Origin of the sequence: Sphingomonas asaccharolytica NBRC 15499 (assembly GCF_001598355.1) — a bacterium.
GTDB classification, from domain to species: Bacteria; Pseudomonadota; Alphaproteobacteria; order Sphingomonadales; family Sphingomonadaceae; genus Sphingomonas; species Sphingomonas asaccharolytica.
The window spans coordinates 33,851-56,276 of sequence record NZ_BCYU01000024.1 but is presented as its reverse complement, the minus strand read 5'-3'; the positions used below and the strand labels follow the sequence as shown (position 1 = coordinate 56,276).

18 protein-coding genes are annotated in these 22,426 nt (G+C 60.9%); 13 read left to right on the top strand and 5 right to left on the bottom strand.

Annotation, left to right across the window (positions count from 1 at the left end; all coding sequences use genetic code 11):
- Positions 1–250: 250 nt before the first annotated feature.
- Entirely contained in the window at positions 251–982 is a 732-nt protein-coding gene (locus SAS01S_RS08915; RefSeq protein ID WP_066807279.1) for an FkbM family methyltransferase, read from the bottom strand.
- Between the two features lie 263 nt (positions 983–1,245).
- Here SAS01S_RS08915 and SAS01S_RS08910 point away from each other — a divergent pair, with 263 nt between their 5' ends.
- From SAS01S_RS08910 to SAS01S_RS08860, 11 genes are all read left to right on the top strand, one after another.
- A complete protein-coding gene (locus tag SAS01S_RS08910; RefSeq protein ID WP_157082741.1) occupies positions 1,246–2,751 on the top strand; it encodes a hypothetical protein in 1,506 nt (501 codons plus the stop codon).
- Positions 2,752–2,773: 22 nt separating this feature from the next.
- Positions 2,774–4,597 carry an asparagine synthase (glutamine-hydrolyzing) gene (gene asnB / locus SAS01S_RS08905; RefSeq protein WP_066807275.1) on the top strand — a complete coding sequence of 608 codons (1,824 nt, stop codon included), beginning with the start codon at positions 2,774–2,776 and terminating at the stop codon, positions 4,595–4,597.
- Positions 4,598–4,606: 9 nt separating this feature from the next.
- Entirely contained in the window at positions 4,607–5,830 is a 1,224-nt protein-coding gene (locus tag SAS01S_RS08900; RefSeq protein WP_066807274.1) for a glycosyltransferase family 4 protein, read from the top strand.
- Between the two features lie 197 nt (positions 5,831–6,027).
- Positions 6,028–7,518 carry a heparinase II/III family protein gene (locus SAS01S_RS08895; protein WP_066807272.1) on the top strand — a complete coding sequence of 497 codons (1,491 nt, stop codon included), beginning with the start codon at positions 6,028–6,030 and terminating at the stop codon, positions 7,516–7,518.
- On the top strand, positions 7,515–9,611 hold the full coding sequence (locus SAS01S_RS08890; protein ID WP_066807270.1) for a bi-domain-containing oxidoreductase: 2,097 nt from the start codon (positions 7,515–7,517) through the stop codon (positions 9,609–9,611). Before SAS01S_RS08895 ends, SAS01S_RS08890 begins: the two co-directional genes overlap by 4 nt.
- A gap of 4 nt (positions 9,612–9,615) precedes the next feature.
- A complete protein-coding gene (locus SAS01S_RS08885) occupies positions 9,616–10,536 on the top strand; it encodes a glycosyltransferase family 2 protein (protein ID WP_218016274.1) in 921 nt (306 codons plus the stop codon).
- Between the two features lie 245 nt (positions 10,537–10,781).
- The gene (locus SAS01S_RS08880) at positions 10,782–11,714 is read left to right on the top strand and encodes a glycosyltransferase family 4 protein (RefSeq protein ID WP_169804930.1); all 933 of its coding nucleotides are present in this window, start codon (positions 10,782–10,784) and stop codon (positions 11,712–11,714) included.
- Positions 11,715–11,786: 72 nt separating this feature from the next.
- Positions 11,787–12,569, top strand: coding sequence for an FkbM family methyltransferase (locus SAS01S_RS08875; RefSeq protein WP_066807266.1), 783 nt, complete (start codon positions 11,787–11,789; stop codon positions 12,567–12,569).
- Positions 12,556–13,755 (top strand): glycosyltransferase family 4 protein, encoded by a 1,200-nt coding sequence (locus tag SAS01S_RS08870; RefSeq protein WP_169804929.1) that lies wholly within the window; start codon positions 12,556–12,558, stop codon positions 13,753–13,755. The genes SAS01S_RS08875 and SAS01S_RS08870 overlap by 14 nt, the downstream gene beginning before the upstream one ends.
- On the top strand, positions 13,742–14,839 hold the full coding sequence (locus SAS01S_RS08865; RefSeq protein ID WP_066807263.1) for a CgeB family protein: 1,098 nt from the start codon (positions 13,742–13,744) through the stop codon (positions 14,837–14,839). The genes SAS01S_RS08870 and SAS01S_RS08865 overlap by 14 nt, the downstream gene beginning before the upstream one ends.
- On the top strand, positions 14,836–15,903 hold the full coding sequence (locus tag SAS01S_RS08860; RefSeq protein ID WP_066807261.1) for a CgeB family protein: 1,068 nt from the start codon (positions 14,836–14,838) through the stop codon (positions 15,901–15,903). The genes SAS01S_RS08865 and SAS01S_RS08860 overlap by 4 nt, the downstream gene beginning before the upstream one ends.
- Here SAS01S_RS08860 and SAS01S_RS08855 read toward each other — a convergent pair.
- The 4 genes from SAS01S_RS08855 to SAS01S_RS08840 are packed head-to-tail and all read right to left on the bottom strand — an operon-like array spanning position 15,875 to position 20,121.
- Positions 15,875–16,666 (bottom strand): glycosyltransferase family 2 protein, encoded by a 792-nt coding sequence (locus SAS01S_RS08855; protein ID WP_066807259.1) that lies wholly within the window; start codon positions 16,664–16,666, stop codon positions 15,875–15,877. The two genes, SAS01S_RS08860 and SAS01S_RS08855, sit on opposite strands and share 29 nt — an antisense overlap.
- The gene (locus tag SAS01S_RS08850) at positions 16,666–18,183 is read right to left on the bottom strand and encodes a hypothetical protein (protein ID WP_066807257.1); all 1,518 of its coding nucleotides are present in this window, start codon (positions 18,181–18,183) and stop codon (positions 16,666–16,668) included. The genes SAS01S_RS08855 and SAS01S_RS08850 overlap by 1 nt, the downstream gene beginning before the upstream one ends.
- Positions 18,180–19,268 carry a glycosyltransferase family 4 protein gene (locus SAS01S_RS08845; protein WP_066807255.1) on the bottom strand — a complete coding sequence of 363 codons (1,089 nt, stop codon included), beginning with the start codon at positions 19,266–19,268 and terminating at the stop codon, positions 18,180–18,182. The genes SAS01S_RS08850 and SAS01S_RS08845 overlap by 4 nt, the downstream gene beginning before the upstream one ends.
- Before the next feature lie 7 nt (positions 19,269–19,275).
- Positions 19,276–20,121 carry an FkbM family methyltransferase gene (locus tag SAS01S_RS08840; protein WP_169804928.1) on the bottom strand — a complete coding sequence of 282 codons (846 nt, stop codon included), beginning with the start codon at positions 20,119–20,121 and terminating at the stop codon, positions 19,276–19,278.
- Positions 20,122–20,211: 90 nt separating this feature from the next.
- Between SAS01S_RS08840 and SAS01S_RS08835 the strand changes: the two genes are divergently transcribed.
- Both SAS01S_RS08835 and SAS01S_RS08830 read left to right on the top strand, forming a co-directional pair.
- Positions 20,212–21,663 carry an O-antigen ligase family protein gene (locus SAS01S_RS08835; protein ID WP_169804927.1) on the top strand — a complete coding sequence of 484 codons (1,452 nt, stop codon included), beginning with the start codon at positions 20,212–20,214 and terminating at the stop codon, positions 21,661–21,663.
- Between the two features lie 176 nt (positions 21,664–21,839).
- Positions 21,840–22,406, top strand: coding sequence for a polysaccharide biosynthesis/export family protein (locus SAS01S_RS08830; protein ID WP_169804926.1), 567 nt, complete (start codon positions 21,840–21,842; stop codon positions 22,404–22,406).
- The last annotated feature ends 20 nt before the right edge of the window (positions 22,407–22,426 follow it).

The following is a 22,426-nucleotide window of genomic DNA, read 5'->3' as shown; positions in this document are numbered from 1 at the left end:
GGGGCCTCACACCTACGAAGCCATCTGCAAAGCGTGGACTCTCGAGCCCAACCGATTCACGTCAGATCCGACCCATCAAATCCCGGGACCAAACATCTAGTCCTCTGATCTCCCGGATCGGCTCCTTGCATGCCGCAGAAGGGTGAGATCAGCTGGGGCCCTCCAGGCTTCCACCATCCGGTGCTGGCACAACGCCGGCTGCGCCTTCTCACCGGCGCCGTATAAAGGGGCCGTCGCATCTCGCAGTCGTTCAGGAATCGGCTGGCGAGATCACATAGTCGCCCTGTTCGATTTCGCGTGATCCGTAGGGAACGAGAATGATGCGCCGTGATATGGCACGCTCCTCCACTTCAAACCGCGATAGCGCAACTGGATACGGAAAGAGCTCTTCAATCAGAGCCCGATCGCCATAGGTCTGGCTGATAGTTCCGCTGCTAAACTCGGCCCAGACCACCGGTCGGCACCGCTCGAGCAGTTTCGGCATGCCGCGAAGAACTTGTGGCTCGAAGCCTTGAACGTCGATCTTGACCGCATCGACCGCGATCTCGCCCAAATAGTCATCCGCTCGTTCGACCCGCGCACGCGCGACCTCTCGCAGCGGGCGCTCGTACTGATCGACATCGAGGAAGGTCGCGAGCCCTAGATTGCCATTGTCGATGTTGAGCAGGGGCAGTTCTGCCATTGTATCAGACAGCCCGATCCTGTGAAGCTCAATGTCAGCGTCGGGATTCAGCGCAACGTTGCGCTCGAATGCTGGCCATAACACCGGATTTGGCTCGAACGCATGAACCTTGTCGAATGCCCGTGAAAACTCGATCGAGTGATTTCCAACGTTGGCGCCGACGTCGAGCACGGTGGTGTGGCGCGGCGCCGCCCTGACGAATTGGCTGATCTGGTCGCGCTCATACCCCCCGAACAGGAAGACCTGCCGGTCAATGAACGACGACAAATCGCCCGCCATGCGCGTTTTGCCATTGTTCACGACGAAACTTCCTGACCGCGCGGCCAACCGATTGGCAGCTCCCTGCCAGCCGCGGACGTGGCGTAAGAAGCGCAAGGAGCGGGCCACGCGGGCGAGCGTTGAAGGAGATGACATACGCCCTCCATGCTACGGCCGGAAATGGTGTCAAGGCGCGATCGTGCCCATTTCACCGCGGGCGATTGCAGTCTATGGCCGTGGAGACCGATTGCCCGGCAGGAGTCGGGCATAAGTGCTGTCATCGGCAGAGCGTAGGGAACGTAAAAGTGGCGACGACTTTCCAGTCCTTCGATCCGCCAGCGACGGCGTCGAGCGATGCGCATACGGAGGTAAGGACCGCGCTGGTTCCGTCGTGGATGGAGATCAGCACCTTAGCGCTGCTCAACATCGTCTACTTTTTCGCGCTGACGCTCGGCGGCCGGATACTCGATATCATCAACCTCGCCGGCCCCTCGTTTCTCATCATTGTTCTTGGTGTTGGCGCAGCCCGAATGCTGCGCGGATCGGTTAACACACTGTGGACGCCTTTCTTTTGGGTGCGAATTTCGTCAATTGCCTATTTTGGAGTGGGATCGGTCGTTCCCTACATCGTTAACGACGAAACTCGGCAAGCACTCAACTCCTTCTATTTCACCTTTCCCGACGACGTGGCTCATTACAACCTGGTTACCGGGCTCTTCATCCTGACGGTCTTCGTGGCGTTCCGCGCCGTTTCGCTGTTGATTGCTCAGCAGTCCAGGAAAGCGGGGACCTATCTGTTCAACTACGTGCCCGAGCCGTGCGGTATAGGCAACGCGCCGTTCGCAGCGATTTGTCTCGGCGCCGGCATGATTGTCCGCTACCTGATCCTTCTGCCCCATTCATTTGGTCTGATCGAGAGCTATGTACCCGCCTGGCTAGCAAACGTTTCTCAATTAGCGCTCGTTGGCTACTACCTCGGGACACTTGAGATGCTACGGCGGCGCCCGGCACTGGTCTTTGCCATCGTTGTGCTAGCATTGCTCGACTTTGCGACAGGTCTACTCGAGTTCTCAAAAACTAGCGCGATATTGCCGCTGATCATGATCATCATCGCGCTCGTCCAGCACTATCGACGCTTATGGGTGACCGGCGTTCTCCTTGCCGTCATCGTAGCGACCTTTTTCTCTATCGCACCGGTCGTCACCTATGGTCGCGCGATGCTCGGCAAAATCAACGGTACGGTGTTCAGCGGCACGCTCGACCAGCGTGTCGCCATCCTACAATCCTACAGTCCGGCGGCAGCCGACGTCGAGATGAACAGCGATATTCAGGGCGGTTGGGCGCGCCTATCCTATGTCGCGGCGGGTTCCTTCGTGATCGACCAGTACGATGCCGGTCGGCCGGGGACGACGTTCAAGAATGCCGGGTTCGCCTTGATCCCGCGCATCCTCTATCCGGAAAAACCCAACATCACGGCGGTTGGCACAGAGTTATCTATCGCAATCAACGGCAACGAAACATCACAGATCGCAGCAGGCTGGCCCCCGGAACTGTACTGGAACGGAGGGTGGGCGCTGGTCATTCTCGGCGCGGTGCTAATAGGTGCACTATTCGCCGCCCTTTCGCTTTACACGATGGCAGTGCTGCGCCACAATTCTGTTCACTTGCTACTGGCCGTCCTGATGGGCCTCAGGATGGGAACCCGCATGGACGGATTCGTTGTGCCCGATGTCTTCGGGGCATTACCGATCTTGATCGTTGCCCATCTTGGCTTGACCTTTTTCAACCGCCTGACGTTCAAACGTCGCTAGTCAGCAAAGGGGTCGATCGGCAATGTGCGGGATCGCTGGATATTATTGCTACGACAGCGCCGCGACAACGCCCGTTCCCGGCGTGCTCGCTGCAATACGCGATCATATGGCGGCACGTGGTCCCGACGGCATGGGATTCTGGGAGAACAACGAACGCCGTGTCGCGCTGGCCCATCGCCGCCTCTCGATTATCGATCTCGACGAGCGGGCCAACCAGCCGATGCACCGTCTCGGCACTGGCCTCTCGATCGTCTTCAACGGCGAAATTTACAATTATCGCGAACTTAAGGCGGAGCTTGAGGCGAGAGGACACCTGTTCAAGACGTCGTCGGACACCGAAGTCCTCTTGGCCCTATATATCGAGCACGGCGACGCGCTGGTCGACCGGTTGCGCGGCATGTTCGCCTTCGCGCTATGGGATGCTGGGCAGCAGCGCTTGCTTTTCGGCCGCGACCCTTACGGAATCAAACCGCTTTATTACGCCGACATCGGCGGGTGCATCCGCTTCGCGTCCCAAGTGCGGGCGTTATGCACCGACCCGACCGTGCCCAAGACACCGTCTCCGGCTGGGCTGGTGGGCTTTCATCTGTTAGGCTCGGTGCCCGAACCCTTCACGATATACAAGGCAATCCGCGCAGTGCCTGCGGGTCATGTCATGAGCATCGACTGCAACGGCGTCGGCAAACCGCGGCGTTTCGCCAATATCGCGCGTGTGATCGCGGACGCCCGTACCGAAACCGCTGATCCCGAGGTGATCCGCGGCGCCCTACGCGACAGCGTACGGGCGCATTTGGTCGCCGATGTGGAGGTCGGCGCCTTCCTATCGGGTGGCGTCGATTCTGGCGCACTAATTGGTCTGATGCGCGATTGCGGGCAAGAACGGATTCGTACTGTCACACTTCAATTTCCCGAGTTTGACGGTAATAAGCGCGATGAAACCGCACGTGCGCGCCAAGTCGCCGAACTCTATGATGTCGATTTCAATGTTCGGCGCGTCGAACGGGCAGAGTTTGAAGCGGACTTGCCAGCGATCTTCGCGGCGATGGACCAACCGAGCATCGACGGGGTCAACAGTTGGTTCGTAAGCAAGGCGATCGGCGAGCAGGGCCTGAAGGTTGCTATATCGGGATTGGGGGGTGATGAACTGTTGGCAGGATATTCGACTTTCCGGACGGTTCCTGCCCTGTATCGACGTGCGGGGCCGTTCGCTCGCCTCCCCGGCATGGGCCCCCTCTCCAGCGCGTTCATCGCGGCGGTCATGCCACGGCTCGCCGATCGCAATCCCAAAGCGCGAGGTGTGCTCTCGCTCGCCGACAGCTGGGCTGGCAGCTGGCTGCTGAGGCGAGCGCTGCTGTTGCCGTTCGAGCTCGATGGCGTGCTTGACTCGACAACTGCCGCCGAGGGGATGGCGGAGCTGGATGCCCTGGCCCTGATTAATGCCGAGCTCGTACCCGACCCTGGGTCGGACAACGGCCGCGTTGCCGCACTTGAATCCGGATTATATATGAAAAATCAGCTTCTGCGCGATATCGACTGGGCGAGCATGGCGCATTCGATCGAAGTCCGTGTACCGCTCGTCGACTATACGTTACTACGCGCGGTCGCTCCACTCATTCCGCGGCTTAGGCCCGGTCAAGGCAAGGCGATGCTCGCCAATGCACCGTCGGCGCCACTGCCCGACGCGATCGTCAATCACGCCAAGACGGGGTTCAACATTCCGGTAACAGCTTGGCTACAAGGCCGCGGCACGGCCTCCCCCGACCGTCGAGATTCGCGCGCTTGGAGCCGAGCCGTGATTGATCGCTTTCTGGCTCTGGAGCATGCGGCGACGCGCGACGCAGCCTGAGGCTCCATTTTGCACATCCTTGCTTTCACACACTACTTTCCACCGGAGGTCAACGCACCGGCGTTACGTCTATCGGAGCATGCGCGCGAATGGGTGCGACTTGGACACCGCGTGACGATCGTCACCGGTCCGCCCAATCATCCCGACGGCAAGGTCTATCCCGGATTCCGCAATCGCCTATTCCACCGCGAGGAAATTGACGGTGTCGAGGTCATCCGTGTGTGGACCTACTTGGCGGCAAATCAAGGATTCTTGCCGCGCATCGCCAACTACGTATCGTTCATGCTGTCGGCTGGATTGCAGGGATGGCGTCTGCCGCGCGCCGACGTCGTGTTGTCGACCTCTCCGCAATTTTTCTGCGGACTGACTGGCTGGCTATTCGCGCGCCGCCACCGACCTTGGGTGCTCGAGATTCGCGATCTCTGGCCGGAGAGCATCATAGCGGTCGGCGCGATGAAACGCGGCTTCGTCATTCGGGCACTTGAGAGAATCGAGCGCGCCGCCTATCGCCGTGCCGACCTCGTTGTCAGCGTGACCGATGGCTTCATCGCCCATATCGCGCCACACCGCAGCGGAAAACCCATCGAGGTAATCAAGAACGGTGCCGACTTGTCGCGATTCACCGATCCGGATCTTGCCGCAGCGATGGCGTTCCGAATTGAATATGGCCTGACCGGCAAGTTCGTCGCGAGCTATGTCGGCACGCATGGGATGGCACACGGGCTAGACGCGCTTTTGGACGCTGCGGCTCTGCTGCGCGACCGATCAGACATCACTATTTTGATGGTGGGCGGCGGGTCGGAGCGAGCGCGATTGGTAGCGGAGCGCGATGGTCTGCAATTGAATAACGTCGTTATGGTTGATCAACTGCCGAGCGCGATGATGCCTGTCGTGCTGGCCGCGTCCGACATCTCACTTGTGCTGCTCAAGCGCCTCGACACGTTCAGAACGGTTATCCCGTCGAAGATGTTCGAGACGATGGCGAGCCGGCGCCCGATGATCCTCGGTGTCGAGGGGGAGGCGCGCGCCATCCTTGATGCAAGCGATGCTGGAATTGCAATCACGCCCGAAGATGCCGCCGAACTAGCAAAGGCGATCATTTATCTCGCTGATCATCCCGACGAGGTCGCGCGGCATGCCGCAACCGGACACGCGTATGTTGCGGCGGAATTCGACCGGTCTATACTGGCAGGACGGATGGCGGCCGCGTGTGAACGATTGTTGGCGCGGTGAGCGGCGCGCTCGCCTGGCTTTCGCGGCGCGCCGCGTTCGTACGGCACATTCCTCCCCGCCAGATCCTCGCCCGGTTGCGACTCGAGGCTCGGCGACGATGGCGCGAGCGATGTCCGCCGGCGCTCACTTTGCCCAGTGAAGCACAGCTTCGCCTTTCCGCAAGCCCGCCGGCACCATTGTTTGCGCCGCGCCACGGGATGATCGAGCGCACCGGCACGGGTTGGACCCTTACCTTCCTCGCGCACTCGCACAGCTTTTCCGCGACGCTCGACTGGGATCAGCCGCAACGTTCACCCCGCGAGCAATTGTGGCGAATGAACCTCCATTACATGGAGTATCTTGAGGAACTTGGCGCCACCGACGCCTACAGCCTCATCGAGCAATGGATCGCGGCCAACCCGCCCTATCGACGGGGTTACTGGCGCGATGCTTGGAACAGCTACGCAGTGTCACTACGTGTCGTTGTTTGGATGCAGACGATCGCGCTAAACGGAGCAGCGCCCCGCGCGATTACTGACTCGCTCGCTGGTCAGCTGCTTTTCCTCGAAGAAAACCTCGAGCGCGACATCGGCGGCAACCACCTGATCAAGAACATCAAGGCGCTCGCCTGGGGATCAGCATTCTTCGACGGACCGCTCGCAGTCCGATGGCGCGCGTTGGCGATCCGCTTGCTGAGTCGGGAGTTGCCGCGGCAGGTGCTCCCCGATGGCATGCACTACGAGCGGTCGCCTTCCTACCACTGCCAAGTATTCGCCGATCTAATAGAGATGCGCCACGCGCTCGATTGCGATCCGCTCGGTGGCGCACTTGACAGTGCCTTGACCCGAATGGCCGCCGTAATCCCACTGCTCACGCATCCCGACGGTTTTGTCGCCGAGTTCAACGACGCCGGATTGACCATGGCGTATTCGCCGGACGCCTGTCTCGATGCGTACGAAGCGGTCTCCGGTCGGAGCAGGGCGCGCGTCAGCGGTGCGTTCGCGCTGCCCAACGCTGGTTATTTCGGCTATCGAAAGGATGCCGATTATGTCGTCGTCGACATGGGACGGATAGGCCCTGACGATCTTCCGGCGCACGCCCATGGCGACATCGGCAGCGTCGAACTATCGATCGACGGTCACCGCTTAATCGTCGACCGCGGCGTCGAGCGCTACGTCGCCGGGCCTGAGCGCACTGCGTCGCGATCGGCCGCGAGTCACAACGTTCTCAGCCTCGTAGGAGGTGATCAGGCGGATTTCTTCGGCGCATTCCGATGTGGACGGCGACCCCAAGTCGTGGTGACGACGCATGACGTGTTTGCCGACGGTTTCGTAATCGAAGGATGGCATGACGGCTATGCCAGCTTGCCCGGAGGCCCGATAGTACATCGCCGGGTCGAGACCCGCGGCGATACGGTGACGATCACCGATCGCGTCAAGGCGCGCGAATGGCGCGAGGGAAGCACGGGGCTGCTACTTCACCCCGATTGCACCGTCGCCCTCGACGGCATCCGCGCGGCGATTGAGCTCGACAGCCGGCGCCTGTCCGTTGAAGCCTCAGCACCGCTGACGATTGTTGCTGCCACTTGGTCGCCGGACATGGGACATTCTGTTGCTACTCACCGCATATCCTTGACTCTGCCTCCCGGATGCTTTGAAGCCAGCTTTGTGTTGCGGCGCACCAATAACGGCTCTCCGGGAAATTCGTGAAACAAGTCGAACAGAATTACCGAAGCGGGGTGCTCCGCCTGATCGACGCGCCCGTGCCGCGCGCCGGCGGCGGGCGCAACCTCGTCGCGACGCGCGTGTCGCTGATCAGCGCAGGCACCGAGAAGCAGATCATCGATCTCGCGCGGTCGAGCCTGGCGGGCAAGGCGATGGCGCGCCCGGACCTCGTGCGGAAAACACTGCAGAAGGTCCGAAACGAAGGCCTGCTGCCGACGGTGCAGAAGGTGTTCGCCAAGCTCGATACGCCAATCCCGCTCGGCTATTCGCTCGCCGGCATTGTCGTCGAGGCGGGCAAAGATGGCGGCGGCTATACCGTGGGCGACCGTATTGCTTGTGCGGGCGCCGCCGTCGCCAACCACGCCGAATATAATGCCGTGCCCAAGAACCTGTCGGTGCGCATCCCGACAGGCGTCGATGACGAGGCCGCGAGCTTCGTCACGATCGGCGCGATCGCGCTCCAGGGCGTGCGCGTAGCCAACCCGACCTTGGGCGAGCGCGTCGTCGTCATGGGACTGGGGCTGATCGGCCAGCTCACCGTGCAATTGCTCAAGGCCAATGGCTGCCGCGTGCTCGGTTTCGATCCCAATCCGGCGCGCGCCAAGCTCGCGCTCGAGATGGGCGCCGATGTCGCGGTCAGCGAGGCGTTGGACGACGCGGTGCGCGGCTTCACCGACGGTTATGGCGCCGACGCGGTGATCGTCACCGCCTCGAGCAAATCGTCCGCCCCGCCCAACCAGGCCGCCGAGATCAGCCGGATGAAAGGCCGCGTCGTGATGGTCGGACTGACCGGCATGGAGATCGACCGCGAGCCTTATTACAAGCGCGAGCTCGATCTGCGCCTATCGATGTCCTACGGCCCCGGGCGCCACGACGCGGCTTACGAACTCGAAGGTCATGATTACCCGCTCGCTTATGTTCGCTGGACCGAGCAGCGCAACATGCAGGCGTTTCTCGAACTGGTCGCCGAGGGACGCGTGACGCCGCTCAAGCTCGTCACGCACCGCTTCCCTATCGAGCAGGCCGAAGCTGCCTACAAATTGATGGACGGCGACGAGCCCTATCTCGCCATCCTGCTGACCTATTCCGACACCCCCGCCCCGATCGAGCGCTCGATCCCGGTCGCGGGTAAGAAAGTCTCGACTGCCACCAGCCGCGGCACCGGCTTCATCGGCTTCGGCAATTACGCCAAATCGGTGCTGCTCCCCGCGCTCAAGAAAGCCGGTAATGAGCGGCTGACCACGGTCGTCACTTCGACCGGTCTGTCCGCGCACGACGCCGCCGAACGCCAGGGCTTCGCCCACGCCGCAACCGATCCGCAGGCGGTACTCGGCGACGCCGATACCGATTGCGTGTTCATCGCCACGCGCCACGACAGCCATGCGCGGCTGGCGGTCGAGGCGCTCGACGCCGGCAAGCATGTCTTCGTCGAAAAGCCGCTGGCGCTGACTCTCGATCAACTCGCCGAGGTCCAGGCGGCGGCCACAGCCGCCCCCGGCGTCCTGACGGTCGGCTTCAACCGCCGCTTCGCCCCGATGATGGTCGAAGCCAAGGCCGCGCTCGCCAATCGCGGCGGGCCGATCGCGATGCATTATCGGATCAATGCCGGGCATGTGCCGGGCGATAGCTGGCTGCACGGCAGCGAAGGCGGCGGGCGGATCGCGGGCGAGGCTTGCCATTTCGTCGACGCCCTGACCTTCCTCGCCGGCGGCCCGCCGGTCGCCATCGAGTCGTTCAGCCCCGACGGCGTGAGCGACACCGTCTCCGCAGTGCTGCGCTTCGCCGACGGATCGACCGGCACCATCCTCTATTCCTCGCTCGGCGATTCGTCGCTGCCCAAGGAATATCTCGAAGTGTTCGCCAGCGGCCTCGTCATCCGGCTCGACGATTTCCGCAAGCTCCACATCACGCGCGGCGGCAAGACGACCACTAAGTCTGCCTCGGCGCAGGACAAGGGCCAGGCCGGGCTGGTCAAGGCCTTCTATGCCGCGGCGCGCGATGGTGCCCCGCCGCCGATCCCGCTCGACGAGCTGATCGCGGTCAGCGCCGCGACCCTGGATATCGCAGGCGTGGACTGACGCCGTGACCGACATTACCGCGATCGTCCTTACCCATAATGAGACGCTTCATATTGGCCGCTGCATCGATCGGCTCCAGCGCTGGTGCGCAAAGATCATCGTCTTGGACAGTTTCTCGGAGGACAACACGGTTGCGATCGCACGCGCGGCTGGAGCGGAGGTCCACAGCCGTGCTTTCATCAACCAAGCTGAACAGTTCCAATGGGCGCTCGACACCATTCCGATCGCAACTGAGTGGATCATCCGAGTCGACGCGGACGAATATTTTGAGCCGGCGCTGGTCGCGGAGATCAAGGAACGCTTGCCCACCCTCGACGCCCGGACGACCGGAGTCATGTTTCGGCGAAAGATGATCTTTCGTGGCCGCTGGATCCGCTGGGGCACCTATTACCCGGTGTTCCTGCTCCGCCTGTTTCGCACCGGCGCGGCGCGGGTGGAGCAGCGCTGGATGGACGAGCATCTGCAGTTGACTCACGGCGATGCGATACTCTTCGTGCGTGGCGATTTCGTCGACGAGAACCTGCAAACGATTGGCGCCTGGACCGACAAGCACAATCGCTACGCGACTCGCCATATGGTCGACTTCGTGGGCCGTCGCATCGGCCTGATCCCCACCGAGCCAATGCCCGCCGACCGTAAGGCACGCACCAAGCGTTGGCTGCGCGAGAAGGTCTTCGGACGCACGCCACTCTACCTGCGCTCGTGGCTCTACTTCAACTATCGCTTTTTTGTGCGCCTTGGCTTTCTCGACGGATGCCAGGGGTTCGTGTGGCATTTTCTCCACGGTTTCTGGTTTTTTATGCTCATAGACGCCAAAATCGACGAGGCCGAAAGGCAGATCGCTGCGCATGGCGAGGAATCGTTGCCGCAATGGCTGGCCGAGCGCTACGGCTTCACCGAATTGCTGCCCGGGCGTCCCAAGTGAAGCCCCGCGTTGTCGTACTGATCGGCGCGTTCTGGCCCGGTCACGAATCTGCCGGCCCCAACTTGAGCGTCAAGGCGATGTGCGAGACGCTTGCCGACCGTTTCGACTTTCTGCTCCTTGCGCGCGACCGTGCGTTCGGAGCGGTTGAGCCACTGGCGCCGAGCAACGGCTGGAGGGATCTCGGGTGGGCGAAGATTCATTATCTCCCTGTCGGCCCGCGCGGCGCGACCGGGCTTGCCCGGCTGTTGCGCGAAACCCCACACGACATCGTGTTCACCAACAGTTTTTTCGACAAGGAATTCACCATTCCGTTGTTGATGGCGCGTCGGTTCGGCAAAGTGCCGCGCAATCCTGTCGTGCTATCGCCGCGCGGCGAGTTCTCGTCTGGTGCGCTCGGCTTGAACGCCATTCGAAAATCGCTCTATCGCGGGTTGGTGTCGCGGTTAGGGCTGGTACGCAGCGTTGTCTTCCACACTACCAGTGACGAGGAGGAACGCGACGTCCGTGCCGCTTTCCCGGCCAACCGGGTCGTGCGCATAACAAATCTGCGGCCGACTTTCCCATTGCCGCCACACCGGCCCTCCGCGAAGGGCGGGCCCCTGCGCGCTACGTTCGTCGGACGAATCTCGCCCGTCAAGGGGCTCGATCTAGCACTTGAAGCGCTGCGACTGGTTCAAACGCCGGTCGATTTCACAATCTACGGCCCGATCAGCGACGCCTCGCACTGGGCCCAGTGTCAAGCCATCATCGCCGCCCTCCCTGCCCACGTGTCGGCACGCCATGGCGGCGAACTGGCCAATGATGCCGTACCCGGGGCGCTCGCAGCGCAGGATCTGATGTTTATGCCTTCGCGGTCGGAGAATTTCGGCCATGCAATTTTCGAATCGCTGTGCGCAGGCACCCCGGTAGTTATAGGCGACCGGACGCCCTGGCGCGGGCTGAAAGCCGACCGCGCCGGATTCGACCTCGCCGACATGCGCCCGGCGGCATTCGCCGCGGCGATCGATCGCTACGCTGAGCTTGACGCGGATCAACGCGATTTATGGCGCGAGGGCGCACGACGCGTCGCGGAACGCTTCGTCCACGAAAGCAGGGCGGCGGAAGAGTTGAGCGCTCTGTTCAACCGCTTGTCGAGTGAGCATGACTGGAATTTGGAGGCTGGTAATGGCGCTGCATAGCACGAGTGGGGTCCGGTTCGCGCCGTATTTGGGTAGCGGTGCCGTGTCGGTCGCTTTTTCGCGGTTGCTGTGATGGGAACGCCGCTTCGCGCCAAGGTTGCCAGCGCTGTCGGGGCTGCCCTGATCCGCCCTGCGGTTGGCCGTTTCGCGGCGACCATTCTCGGCAACCGGATTCCATTTCGCGGCCTAACCGTCGACACCAGTGACCCGCTGGTTCATGACGGAGTAAAGGCCGCCTTGCTATTCGGCGCTTACGAATCGGCGGAGTATCGTTTCGTCCATCGCTATCTTTTGCGCGATCGAGATGCGCTCGAGCTCGGTGGCAGCATCGGCGTGATGACCGCGACCATCCGCGGGCTGCTCAACCCAGGCCGCCGCCATGTCGTTGTTGAGGCCGATCCACGTCTCGCAACTATTCTGCGCCGCAATCTCGAGTTGAATGGCCGGCGTGACGTGGTCGTCGAGGAAGTGGCAATCGCCTACGGCACCGATAGCGTGCGCTTTGCGATCGGTCCCACCTCGCTCGGCGGCAGAATCGACGACAGCCAGAGAGCGGGTGAGACCATCGAGGTGCCGGCCGTCACTCTTGCGGGGCTGATCGAGCATCACGCATTCGACGACTTTTGTCTGGTCAGCGACGTAGAGGGCGTCGAGTGGCAAATACTGCGCGAGGATGCCGCAGCGCTGACCCGGGCGCGACGCATCATTATCGAGACGCACGACCGTGACGGCTATGGCGGATACGAGGCATTTCTCGAGGAGTTGCCCCGCGCAATCCCATTCCGGCAGATCGACCGCTACGGCTGCGTCGCAGTGTTCGACCACATCGAAGACGTGGCCAATGGCAAGAGATAACACCGCCCGAACCCGGTTGGTCGTCGCGGTATCGCACCCGATTCAGCATTTCGTCAGTTTCTATCGCGCGCTTGCCGCAGACGCGTCAATCGACCTCCACGTCATCTTCAGTGCACCTATTGGCGTGACGCCCTATTATGACGAGGAAATGCGTTCCGAGATCGCTTGGAACATGGACATGCTCGCTGGGTACTCGCATGAGTTCCTGGATAGCCGCGAGGGTCGTCAGGTCAGTTTCTGGAGCATGAACAGTCCGCGCGTGGCCGAGCGGCTCGCGGCGGCGAGGCCTGACGCGATCATTATCTACGGTTATGCCCAGATGAACCCGCTGCGCGCACTATTCTGGGCGCGGCGACATCGCGTGCCGGTGATGATGATCAGCGACAGCGAACAGCTGCAGCACCGCGCGTGGTGGAAGCGAGTTGCGAAGTCAGTCCTGGTGCGTCGGGTCTACGGCGCCTGTACCGCCTTCCTGTCGGTTGGTGATCGAAACGAAGACCATTATCGCGACTATGGCGCGAGGGACGAAGCAATTTTCCGGTCGCCCTTCACGATCGACGAAGCGAGCTTCCGCGCAGCGGCACACGATCGCGCGCGACATCGCGCGGCGGTTCGCGCTGAACTAGGCATTCCCGACGACTGCAAGGTCTTGCTATTCGTCGGCAAGCTGTCCGCCCGGAAACGGCCCGACGACCTAATTGCAGCGCTGAAGGTACTTCAGGATCGCAACCGTACTGGCTATCGCGCCCTGTTTCTTGGCAACGGCGAGCTAACCAACACCCTAAGCGCCACTGCCAAGGCTGAAAGCCTACCCGCCATCTTCGCCGGGTTCGTCAATGTCGACAGGCTCCCTCCGCTCTATGCGGCGAGCGACATCCTCGTCCATCCGTCGCAACACGACCCGCATCCCCTGATCTGTTCAGAAGCCGCCTGTGTTGGCCTGCCTATGATCCTCAGCGACCGGGTCGGGGCAATGGGCGCGACGGATGTCGCGCGACCGGGTGAGAATGCCCTGTCCTTCCCCTGTGGCAATATCGAACGACTGGTCGACATCGTTCTCGAGATTGGCGAGGATCCCGCGCGGTTGGCGGCGATGGGCGTGCGGTCGCGGAGGATATTTGACGAACTGTCGATCGCGCGCAGCGTCGCGGGCGTGAAGGAGGCGTTGCGTTATGCCGGCGCCTGACTCCGACCTTGCCGCGCGATCGGTCGCCAGCTGTGGGGCGCCGCCAATCGACGCCGTTGCCGCTACCGAATTATGGTACGGATCCACTGGCTACGATCTCGCCAGCGGGTTGCGTGCCTGCAATTGGCGCATCGACGGCGTGGAACTGCGCGAATTCGATCCGGCCGGCCGTTCGCTGCCGCATCGCGCGACGGCGCGGGCGCTGCGACCCTATTTCCTGCGACGCTATAATAACGCGATCATTGAAGCCGTCGAGCGCATCGGCGCGAAGATCATGCTAACCGTGAAGGGCAATTTCATCACGGCACGCACGCTTGAGGAACTTGGCCGCAGGGGCGTGGTCCGGTTGGTCTATTACCCCGATTACCATTTCGATCATCCTGGCGTGACCGAAGAGAAATTCGCACATTTCGATCTCATCGTGACGACCAAGAGCTTTCAGGTAGATGCGCTGGCAGCGATCGCCGGGCGTGACCGTGTCGTGTTTCTGCATCACGGTTATTCCAGCGTCGGGATGCCCGCCGAGACCGACGCGCCGGCTGACATGCTCTGGGACGTTTGCTTCGTCGGCAATGCCTCGCCGCACAAACTATCTTATCTTCAGGCGGTCGCCGCTCGCCTGCCCGCTATTCGTATGCTGGTTGTGGGTAACGGCTGGGAAATCGCGAGAGGCACGCCGCTCGAGTCGAAGGTGTTGGGCTACCCGTTGATCGGCGATTTCCTATCGAGGCTCGCCGCGCGCAGTCGCATCAACCTTGCGGTACATTTCGGCACGCACGCAAGAACAGGCTGGGAGGATTTCGTGTCGCGCCGAACGTTCGAGATTCCAGCGTATGGCGGTTTCATGCTGCATATCGACAATCAGGAAGTGCGCGAATTGTATAACGTCGGCAATGAAATCGACGTCTTTTCGACGCCGGCGCAGCTCGCCGAAAAGGTCGCGTACTATTTGAACAACCTCGATCTAGCCCGCACCGCGGCCCAGCGAGCGAGCGAACGAGCAAACCCCGCTTATAGCATCACGCAGCGCGCTTGCTCGATCGACGAGCTGGTGCGCATCCGCTTCCCGGGCGTTGTCGCTTGACCAACAATTCGATTGCCGCGCTGTTCGAGGGAAGCGACCGGAGTATCCTCATGCCAGGCGAGTTCTGGCGCGGGTCGACCGCCTACGCGCTCGCCAACGGTTTGCGCCGGGCGGGAACTTGTGTGACCGAGATCGACATCGGCACCTACTTCGCGGCAGCCGGTCCGCTGTCGCGGTTTATTGAGCCCATGGCACGGCTTGAATATAACGCCGAAATCCTTCGTCAGGCACGCCAAACCGAGGCGCAGATCTTGCTGGCATGTAAGGGCAACGACATCAAGCCACGCACCTTGATCAGGCTTCAACAAACAGGCGTGCGGACGGTCAACTTCTATCCGGACTATCACTACGACCATCCACGAATATCGGCCAGACTGATCGACACGTTTGATCTGTTCGTAACGACCAAGATATTCCATCTCGACCACCTTCGTGAACGATTCGGTGAAGGACGATTCACGCATATCCCGCATGGTTACGCATCCGAGGTTCATCGGCCGCTCTATCCGGTGGGGGGCGTCGAGAGGTATGAGTGGGACATCAGCTATGTCGGCACAGCCTCTCACTATAAGGTGGAGTGGCTTGCTGCGATTGCCGAGGCGTTTCCGGACCGCCGCTTCGCGGTCTTCGGTCACGGCTGGCGCAAGCTCGCCGCTGGGACTCCGCTCGAGCGGTACGTGATGGGAAGGCCGATGCTCGGCGACTATCTGGCCAAAGTTTACGAACTAAGTCGGATCAACATCGGTGTGCATTACGGTCCGCACCACCGCACGGGTTGGATCGACCACGTTTCCACTCGGACATTTGAAATTCCTGCGTGCGGCGGTTTCGCGTTGCACATCGACAGCGCGGAGTTACGTACCTATTACGATGTTCCGCACGAGATGGCGGTGTTTTCGACTCCGACGGACCTCATCGAAGCGATCGATCACTATCTGCGGAACGACGAGGAACGACGCGCGATCATTCATCGCGGGTACGCACGTACAGTACCGGCGTATGGCACCGATCGTCGAGCTGTGGAACTACTCGACTTCATCGTACACGCGCCGGTCGGCGGCTGACCGCTCGCTTGGCCGCACGAGCCAGCGCAAACAATGCGCTGCCGCCTGGGATCGTCGCCAGTCGCTGGATCAACCGAGCGCGTCTGGCGCCGGGGTTAAATGAATAGGCGTCGCCGATATGGCGAAAGACCTCGGGCCCACGCATTACGGCGACCACCATGTCGGGTCGCGTTGATACCGCGCGAGTCATTGCGAGCTCCATTTCGGTCATCGGGATCTGCTCGACATAATAACCAACGATATCGTGGAAATTCCGTCGCTTCACGTGCGGTGTATCTGTATAGACGCCGCGCCCGACATGCTCGACCTCACCGTTGTTGTCGAAATCGGGGATCAGAACGTCGAACTGCCTGCTGCCCACATCCCGGGTTGAGGCAACCGCGAGATTGGGACGCGCACGAAAGGCGATCATGCCGATATCGGGATTGGCCTGCAGCGCGCGGATGGTGACGCTCAGGAAATCTGGCTCCCCAACGAAAAGCCAGTCATCCTGCAGCTGCAGGATGAAGTCACCAGTCGCCGCACGAAGGCCCTTGTTAGTATTGGCGCCCAATCCTTGATTGCGCCGGGCGCAGATTTTAACATCGAAATCGAGCGCGCGATTAATCGCTTGATGAAATTCATGGCTAGCGTCGTCGCATAGGATGAATTCCAACCGATCACGGGGATAGTCTATCCGCGCCACGAATGATTCGAATGTAGCGACAAGCGTGTGTGCCCTGTTAAAGGTCAGGAAGAGGACCGAGACCTTCGGCAATGTCATCACCGCCGCTCCATTAGTAAGGCCCGAATTGGAATGAGCGGCAGCGCGGCGATCGCCACATAGGGCAGCAACATGATCATAGACCCGACCGCTAATCCGCCCAGGCTCATGCCAAGTTGCTCGATCAGCCAGCGCATTGTCATATACGCCACGGCTGTGAGCACGGCTGCGGCGACCGTGCGCGAGATCTCGCGGATGATGGTAATGTGTACCCCCCCCCCGATCGCCAGTGTCACCGGAATGGCTAGGCCGACCAACTCGCCCAAGAACGCCGCGGCGCTGATCCGCAGCAATTCGCTCTGCCCTGCCAGTCCGAAATAGACCAGTGCGGCCGCTGGCAGCTGTGCGAACATTCCGACTGTCCAAACCCGCGGCGTGTTACGATATTGCAGGAAGGAGGTCGCGACTAGGTAGGTCGGCGTGAGCACCAGCGGCGCAAGCATCATGGCCAGAACGAGTGGGTCAAACAACCCCGACTTTCCTGTCCAAAACTGGACGAAAATACTGCCGCCCGCGAGGAGGACGCCGGCGAGGTAGGATGTGATAGCTGTCATCTGCCACCCCATTAAATCGAGCAAGCGGCGCGCCACACCTTCCTCGCCGCGAACGGCGAGACGGGCCGCCTCCATGCCAAGAACGTTCGTCACCTTGAGCATGATCGTGCGAATGACACTGCTAAGGGTCCGTAGTAGGACGAAGATGGCTACCGTGCTGCTTCCTAAAGCCGCGTGACCGTTGAGCAGAAGGACAGGCCCCTGGTTCATGATCGTGATGGGAATGAATGGCGCGGCGAACGCTAGTGACGTACCAAACACGCCCCGCATTTCCTCGGAGCGGGGCGAACGCAAACGATAGCGATACTCTGGCATCGTCCGGGATATATCCACCATCATCAGCAACAGTCCGATGCAGATGCCAAATGCATGTCCGGCAGCGGCGCCAACAAGGCCGCCGATCTGCAGTCCGGCTATCGTTCCCAGAATCCGCAACAAATCGACAAACGCGCTGATCGTGCTTCCCCTCGCAAATTGCAAATTGGCTCGATAGGCGGCCATCGCGTTGGACACAGTCAGCTTAAATCCTGTTGCTACAGCGAATAGCCCCAGGACGATCGGTGCCTGCCCGACAAACTGGCGGGCATTTAAGCCAAGAAAATTCTGCAGCGCGGGCGATAGCGCGATAGTCAGTCCGCCCAGCGCAGCGGCGCAACCGATCACTAGGAATATGGTATTCGCACGCCCATAAATGCGAGCCGATAGCGCACGATCGCCGCGTTCTTTTGCATGTACAACCATGTTGGAGAAATTCATCAGGCACCCGAAATCGAGCACCGACAGAAGCGCCGATAGCGACATTGCAACCGACCAATATTCGAACCCAGCCACGCCAAGGACACGCAGCGCTAGCCCGGTGAGGAACAAGCGGTCGATAAAGCTGGTTCCGACCGACAAGAATTGCGTTGCTATGTCGAGTCCGACGCGCGCCCCTCCGGCGGGCGCGCGAAGCCGCTTGGTCATCTTCCGACAACCGATTTAGCTACCGCCCGGACACGCTCGGTAAACTTCTCGACCGCAAAATAGTCGAGCCCGGGCGGCACGCCGCGCGGCTGATCCAGCGCGGCGAGAATTGCGTCCATCAACGCGGTACGGTCGCGCGGATCGACTAGCCTACCGAGTAGGCCGTCGCGTACGGCCTCGCGCCCGCCATCTAGCGTGCTTGCGACGGCTGGTATCCCGCAGGCCATCGCCTCGAGGAGTACAAATCCGAACCCCTCCCCGGTGCTAGGCATCACATATGCATCCGCGAGACGGTAAGTTGCAACCTTCTCGGCTTCTGGCACGAAGCCAGTGAACGCGATTCTATCGGACACGCCTAGCTTGGCGGCCTTCGCCTCCAGCCGGGCGCGATCGTCTCCGTCGCCGGCTACAAGATAGGCGATATCAGGACGGACCCGAATGAGCTCGGGCATCAGATCGATAATTTCGTCGAAGCCCTTATATTGTTCGAGCGCGGACAGGCGGCCGAAAGTCATGACCACCTTCCGTCCTTGCAGACCGTAGCGCGCAAGCAGCTTAGTATCTTTAGGGCCATCGCCGAACGCCGAAAGATCGAGGGGCAGCGGGATCTGAGTGGCATGTGCCGCCAGACGCGGAGAGAAACTCAAAAACCGGTCCAGGGTTAGCTGACTTACCGACATGACGTGATCGGCCCGCTGCGTCGCCGAGCGCGCCATCGCCCGGCGGGAGGGCTGCCAAGCGTCGATCCCGTGGATCTGCAGTATCCACGGCGCTCCCGATAACTTCGCCGCCAGCCACGCAATCGGCGTCAAATTTACATGACCGCAGAAGATGAGGTCGGGGCCGTCGCGCGCCGCGCGACATAGCGCGGTACGCAGATACGCCGTTCGGCCACCATAACCGCTGCGGTCGAGATAAAGCTGCGGCGGGAGCGATTCCGTAAAATCGCCACCCTGCCGCGGAACAGCTACCACCGACGATACGCATGGGTCCTCCACAAGAGCCGTGAGGAGCGCGCGATTATACGCGGCAATGCCACCTTTCCCGCCGAAGCAGTCGGTCAGAAGTGCTAGAATTTTCACCATTAGAAAATCACGCAGGGACCAACAGATTGTTTTCGTTCCATCTCAATCGGCGCGCACCCAGCGCGGCGACCATATCGCTGCGCACGATCACATAGTTGCGCTCGAAGAAGCGATCGATTTCAAATGACCAGTCGAACAGTTGGACTTCGCTGCCTTCCATGAGGCCAACCTCATAATCAAGCGCACTAATCAGGTCGAACACCGAGCGCAGCGAGGCACCATTGACGAGCCACCGCCAGTTATATTCGAACTGCACGACCTCGACGGCACCCGAGCGAAACTTGGGCAGGATACCGCGCAGGATGGTGAAATCATGCCCCTCCGCGTCTATTTTGAGAAGGTTAATGGTCGCCACAGCGAGCTCGTCCATCACGGTGGGTATATCGGTGAGCGGTACAACTTGGCGTCCAATAGCGTCAGCAGCCACCGGCAGCAGGCTGTTGGTTCCCGCAGTTTCGCCAGCAACGAACATCTCGGCCTCGCCGACGTGATCAGACACCGCAGTCTTGTGCAACACCACGGCCGCGTTTCCCGCAAACCTAGCAGCTAAGGCAGCGTGCGCCGCGTCGATCGGTTCGAACGCATCGACGCGTGCCGTCACCCCCGCGTCGCGCGCAGCCGCCAGCATATATTCGGTCCACTTGCCCATATTGGCACCGACGTCGAAAGCGCGGAACGTGCCGACCGCTCCCCGCTCCGCAAACGCTCTGCTCGCGCGCCGCATTAACTCGGCCTCGCCATTGCTCGCGATGTCGTTGACCACTTCTCCGCGGCCGATCATATACAATCGTCGGCCAAGTTGCCACGTCCGCTGCCTACCCAAAATCCTGGACAAGATATCGACGATGATCATGCCCCACGCCGTACCCCGAACCGGTCCTAAAGCAAGTGTATTTGCCGCCATGTCTGGGCCACAGCAAGCCTGCGGGTGCGAGCTGGCGATGTGACTGATTGGGTAAGTAGGGAGGACAGGTCGGGGCATCTGCGCCTTGCGCTGGTGCTGATGGCGGACGCTGTTTTCTTCGGCGGCGCGTCGCGCCTCGATCTGCTAGCGCCGCTCACGGTGCGTGTCGTCGCGATGACGATCATCGTGTGGCTGGTCTGGCGCGTGCCGCCAAGGGACTGGCGAATTCGCTGGGGGTCGGGCCTACTGGTCACAGGGATGCTTGCAGTACCACTTCTGCAGTTGATCCCGCTGCCATGGTCGATCTGGACGCGGCTGCCAGGGCACGGGAGTCTGGTGCCCGTTTACCGCTACCTGGGAGAAACCCCGTGGCGACCTATTAGCATCACGCCGGACCGGACCGTGAATTCCCTTGCTGCGTTGCTCCCCGGCATCGCTGGCGGAATGCTTGGATTGCGTGCGAGCAGCCGAAGTGCCGGCATTGTTTTAGCCGCGGTGTTCGGACTCGCCCTCGTCAGCGCCGCGATTGGCCTCGCCCAGGTTGCAGATGGATCGAACAGCAGTCTGTATTTTTATACGATCACCAACAGGGATTCCGCAGTCGGGTTCTTTTCAAATGCCAACCATCAATCGCTGTTCCTCTGTTCGGCAATAGTGATTACGCTGTTCCTGAGGGCGGAAATCGTCGCCCAACGGCCGCGATATGCGACCGCGACTGCGATAGCGGCGATCGGAGTCGTCGCCTTTCTGATTGTATCGATCGTTGCCACCAGATCGCGCGCCGGGATTTCGCTTTCGGCATTAGCAGTCTTAGGTGGCTTCTCCATCGGATGGTTCGGTCGTTTCCCGCTCACGAAACGGTGGGTCATGACCGGCGCGCTTGGCGGCCTCGTAGCAGCAACTGTGGTGTTGTATTTGGCGAGCGAGGCACTGTTCGCTACTCCCGGAGACCTGCCCGACGTACGACTGCAGAACATCCCGTTCTTCTGGCGGATGATCATAGATTATTTCCCGTTCGGGTCTGGTTTGGGCAGTTTCGATCCGGTTTTCCGGTCCTACGAAACACCGGCAGTGCTCAACTTCACTTACCTCAACAACGCACACAACGATTATGCTCAGATCCTCATTGAGACGGGCGCCTTCGGCCTCGTCTTGCTAGTTGGTTTCTTTGCGTGCTGGGTGATCTCCTTTGTCCGATCGTGGGAACCGCTCGGCCGGCGCGCGACGTTTGGCGCGCGTGCGCCTCGCGCCGCCTCGCTAATCACGCTGTTACTGTTGATCCATTCAGCAGTTGACTACCCCTTGCGGACAGCAGCGCTGTCGACGTTGTTCGCCTTTTGCTTCGCGCTAATGACGCGCGGATCGCCAGACCGTGGAATTTCGACGCGCGACCCGAACGCCGAGGATGCCGCAGAAGGCGACGGGACGGAGCGCGATGACACGCAATCTGCCGCCGCGCTGGTGAAGCGGCTTTCCTTTCGGCATCCATGACAATAGAAGCACGTCTCTGTGCAGTTTGCTCGTTGGAGGATATCATCCTACGCCTATCCATAACTTGCGCCGCATTGCTTCTGTCAGCTTGCGCAAGCACAACGAAATATGATCCGGCGGCTGCCACCGCAGCCGCCCCCATCGCCATATTGCCGCCGCCCCAAATGGCGGATGTGATGGCGGCCGAGGACAAATATACAATTGGACCGCGCGACAAGCTGGGAGTTTCGGTGTTTGGCACGTCGGATCTCGACCGAACCGGCGAAGTTGACGCCAATGGCAATTTCAACATGCCCCTACTCGGTAATGTGCCAGCGGCCGGGCTTACCACCCAGCAGTTTTCAGACAAGCTCGCGCAGCTGCTGTCAGTCAAATATCTCAATAACCCGCAAATTACCGTCACGCTGGTCGAGGCGAACAGCAAGCACATCACCATTGACGGCAGCGTCACCCGCCCCGGAATTTTTCCGATTCCGGGCCGCACCACGTTACTCGATAGCATTGCGATGGCGGGTGGCGAAAGTGAGTTTGCCTTACTTAATGAAGTGTTGATCTTTCGCACGGTCGAAGGAAAGCGAATGGTAGCGCGATTTAACGTCAAGGCGATTCGCGTCGGACAAGCCGACAACCCCCAAGTCTATGGAAATGACGTGATCGTCGTGGCAGACAGCAAGAGTCGCCGCTTCTTCAAGGATGCGATCTCGGCCCTGCCGATCATCGGCGTCTTCAATCTGCTGCGTTGACGTGGCCGGCGGCCTCTAGG

Coding starts and splice junctions, on each gene's coding strand:
- SAS01S_RS08875 (WP_066807266.1), top strand. CDS start 11,787: ATGGGAACGCCGCTTCGCGCCAAGGTTGCCAGCGCTGTCGGGGCTGCC.
- SAS01S_RS08895 (WP_066807272.1), top strand. CDS start 6,028: ATGATCGAGCGCACCGGCACGGGTTGGACCCTTACCTTCCTCGCGCAC.
- SAS01S_RS08855 (WP_066807259.1), bottom strand. CDS start 16,666: ATGACATTGCCGAAGGTCTCGGTCCTCTTCCTGACCTTTAACAGGGCA.
- SAS01S_RS08865 (WP_066807263.1), top strand. CDS start 13,742: ATGCCGGCGCCTGACTCCGACCTTGCCGCGCGATCGGTCGCCAGCTGT.
- asnB (WP_066807275.1), top strand. CDS start 2,774: ATGTGCGGGATCGCTGGATATTATTGCTACGACAGCGCCGCGACAACG.
- SAS01S_RS08850 (WP_066807257.1), bottom strand. CDS start 18,183: ATGACCAAGCGGCTTCGCGCGCCCGCCGGAGGGGCGCGCGTCGGACTC.
- SAS01S_RS08840 (WP_169804928.1), bottom strand. CDS start 20,121: ATGATCATCGTCGATATCTTGTCCAGGATTTTGGGTAGGCAGCGGACG.
- SAS01S_RS08870 (WP_169804929.1), top strand. CDS start 12,556: ATGGCAAGAGATAACACCGCCCGAACCCGGTTGGTCGTCGCGGTATCG.
- SAS01S_RS08845 (WP_066807255.1), bottom strand. CDS start 19,268: ATGGTGAAAATTCTAGCACTTCTGACCGACTGCTTCGGCGGGAAAGGT.
- SAS01S_RS08830 (WP_169804926.1), top strand. CDS start 21,840: ATGGCGGCCGAGGACAAATATACAATTGGACCGCGCGACAAGCTGGGA.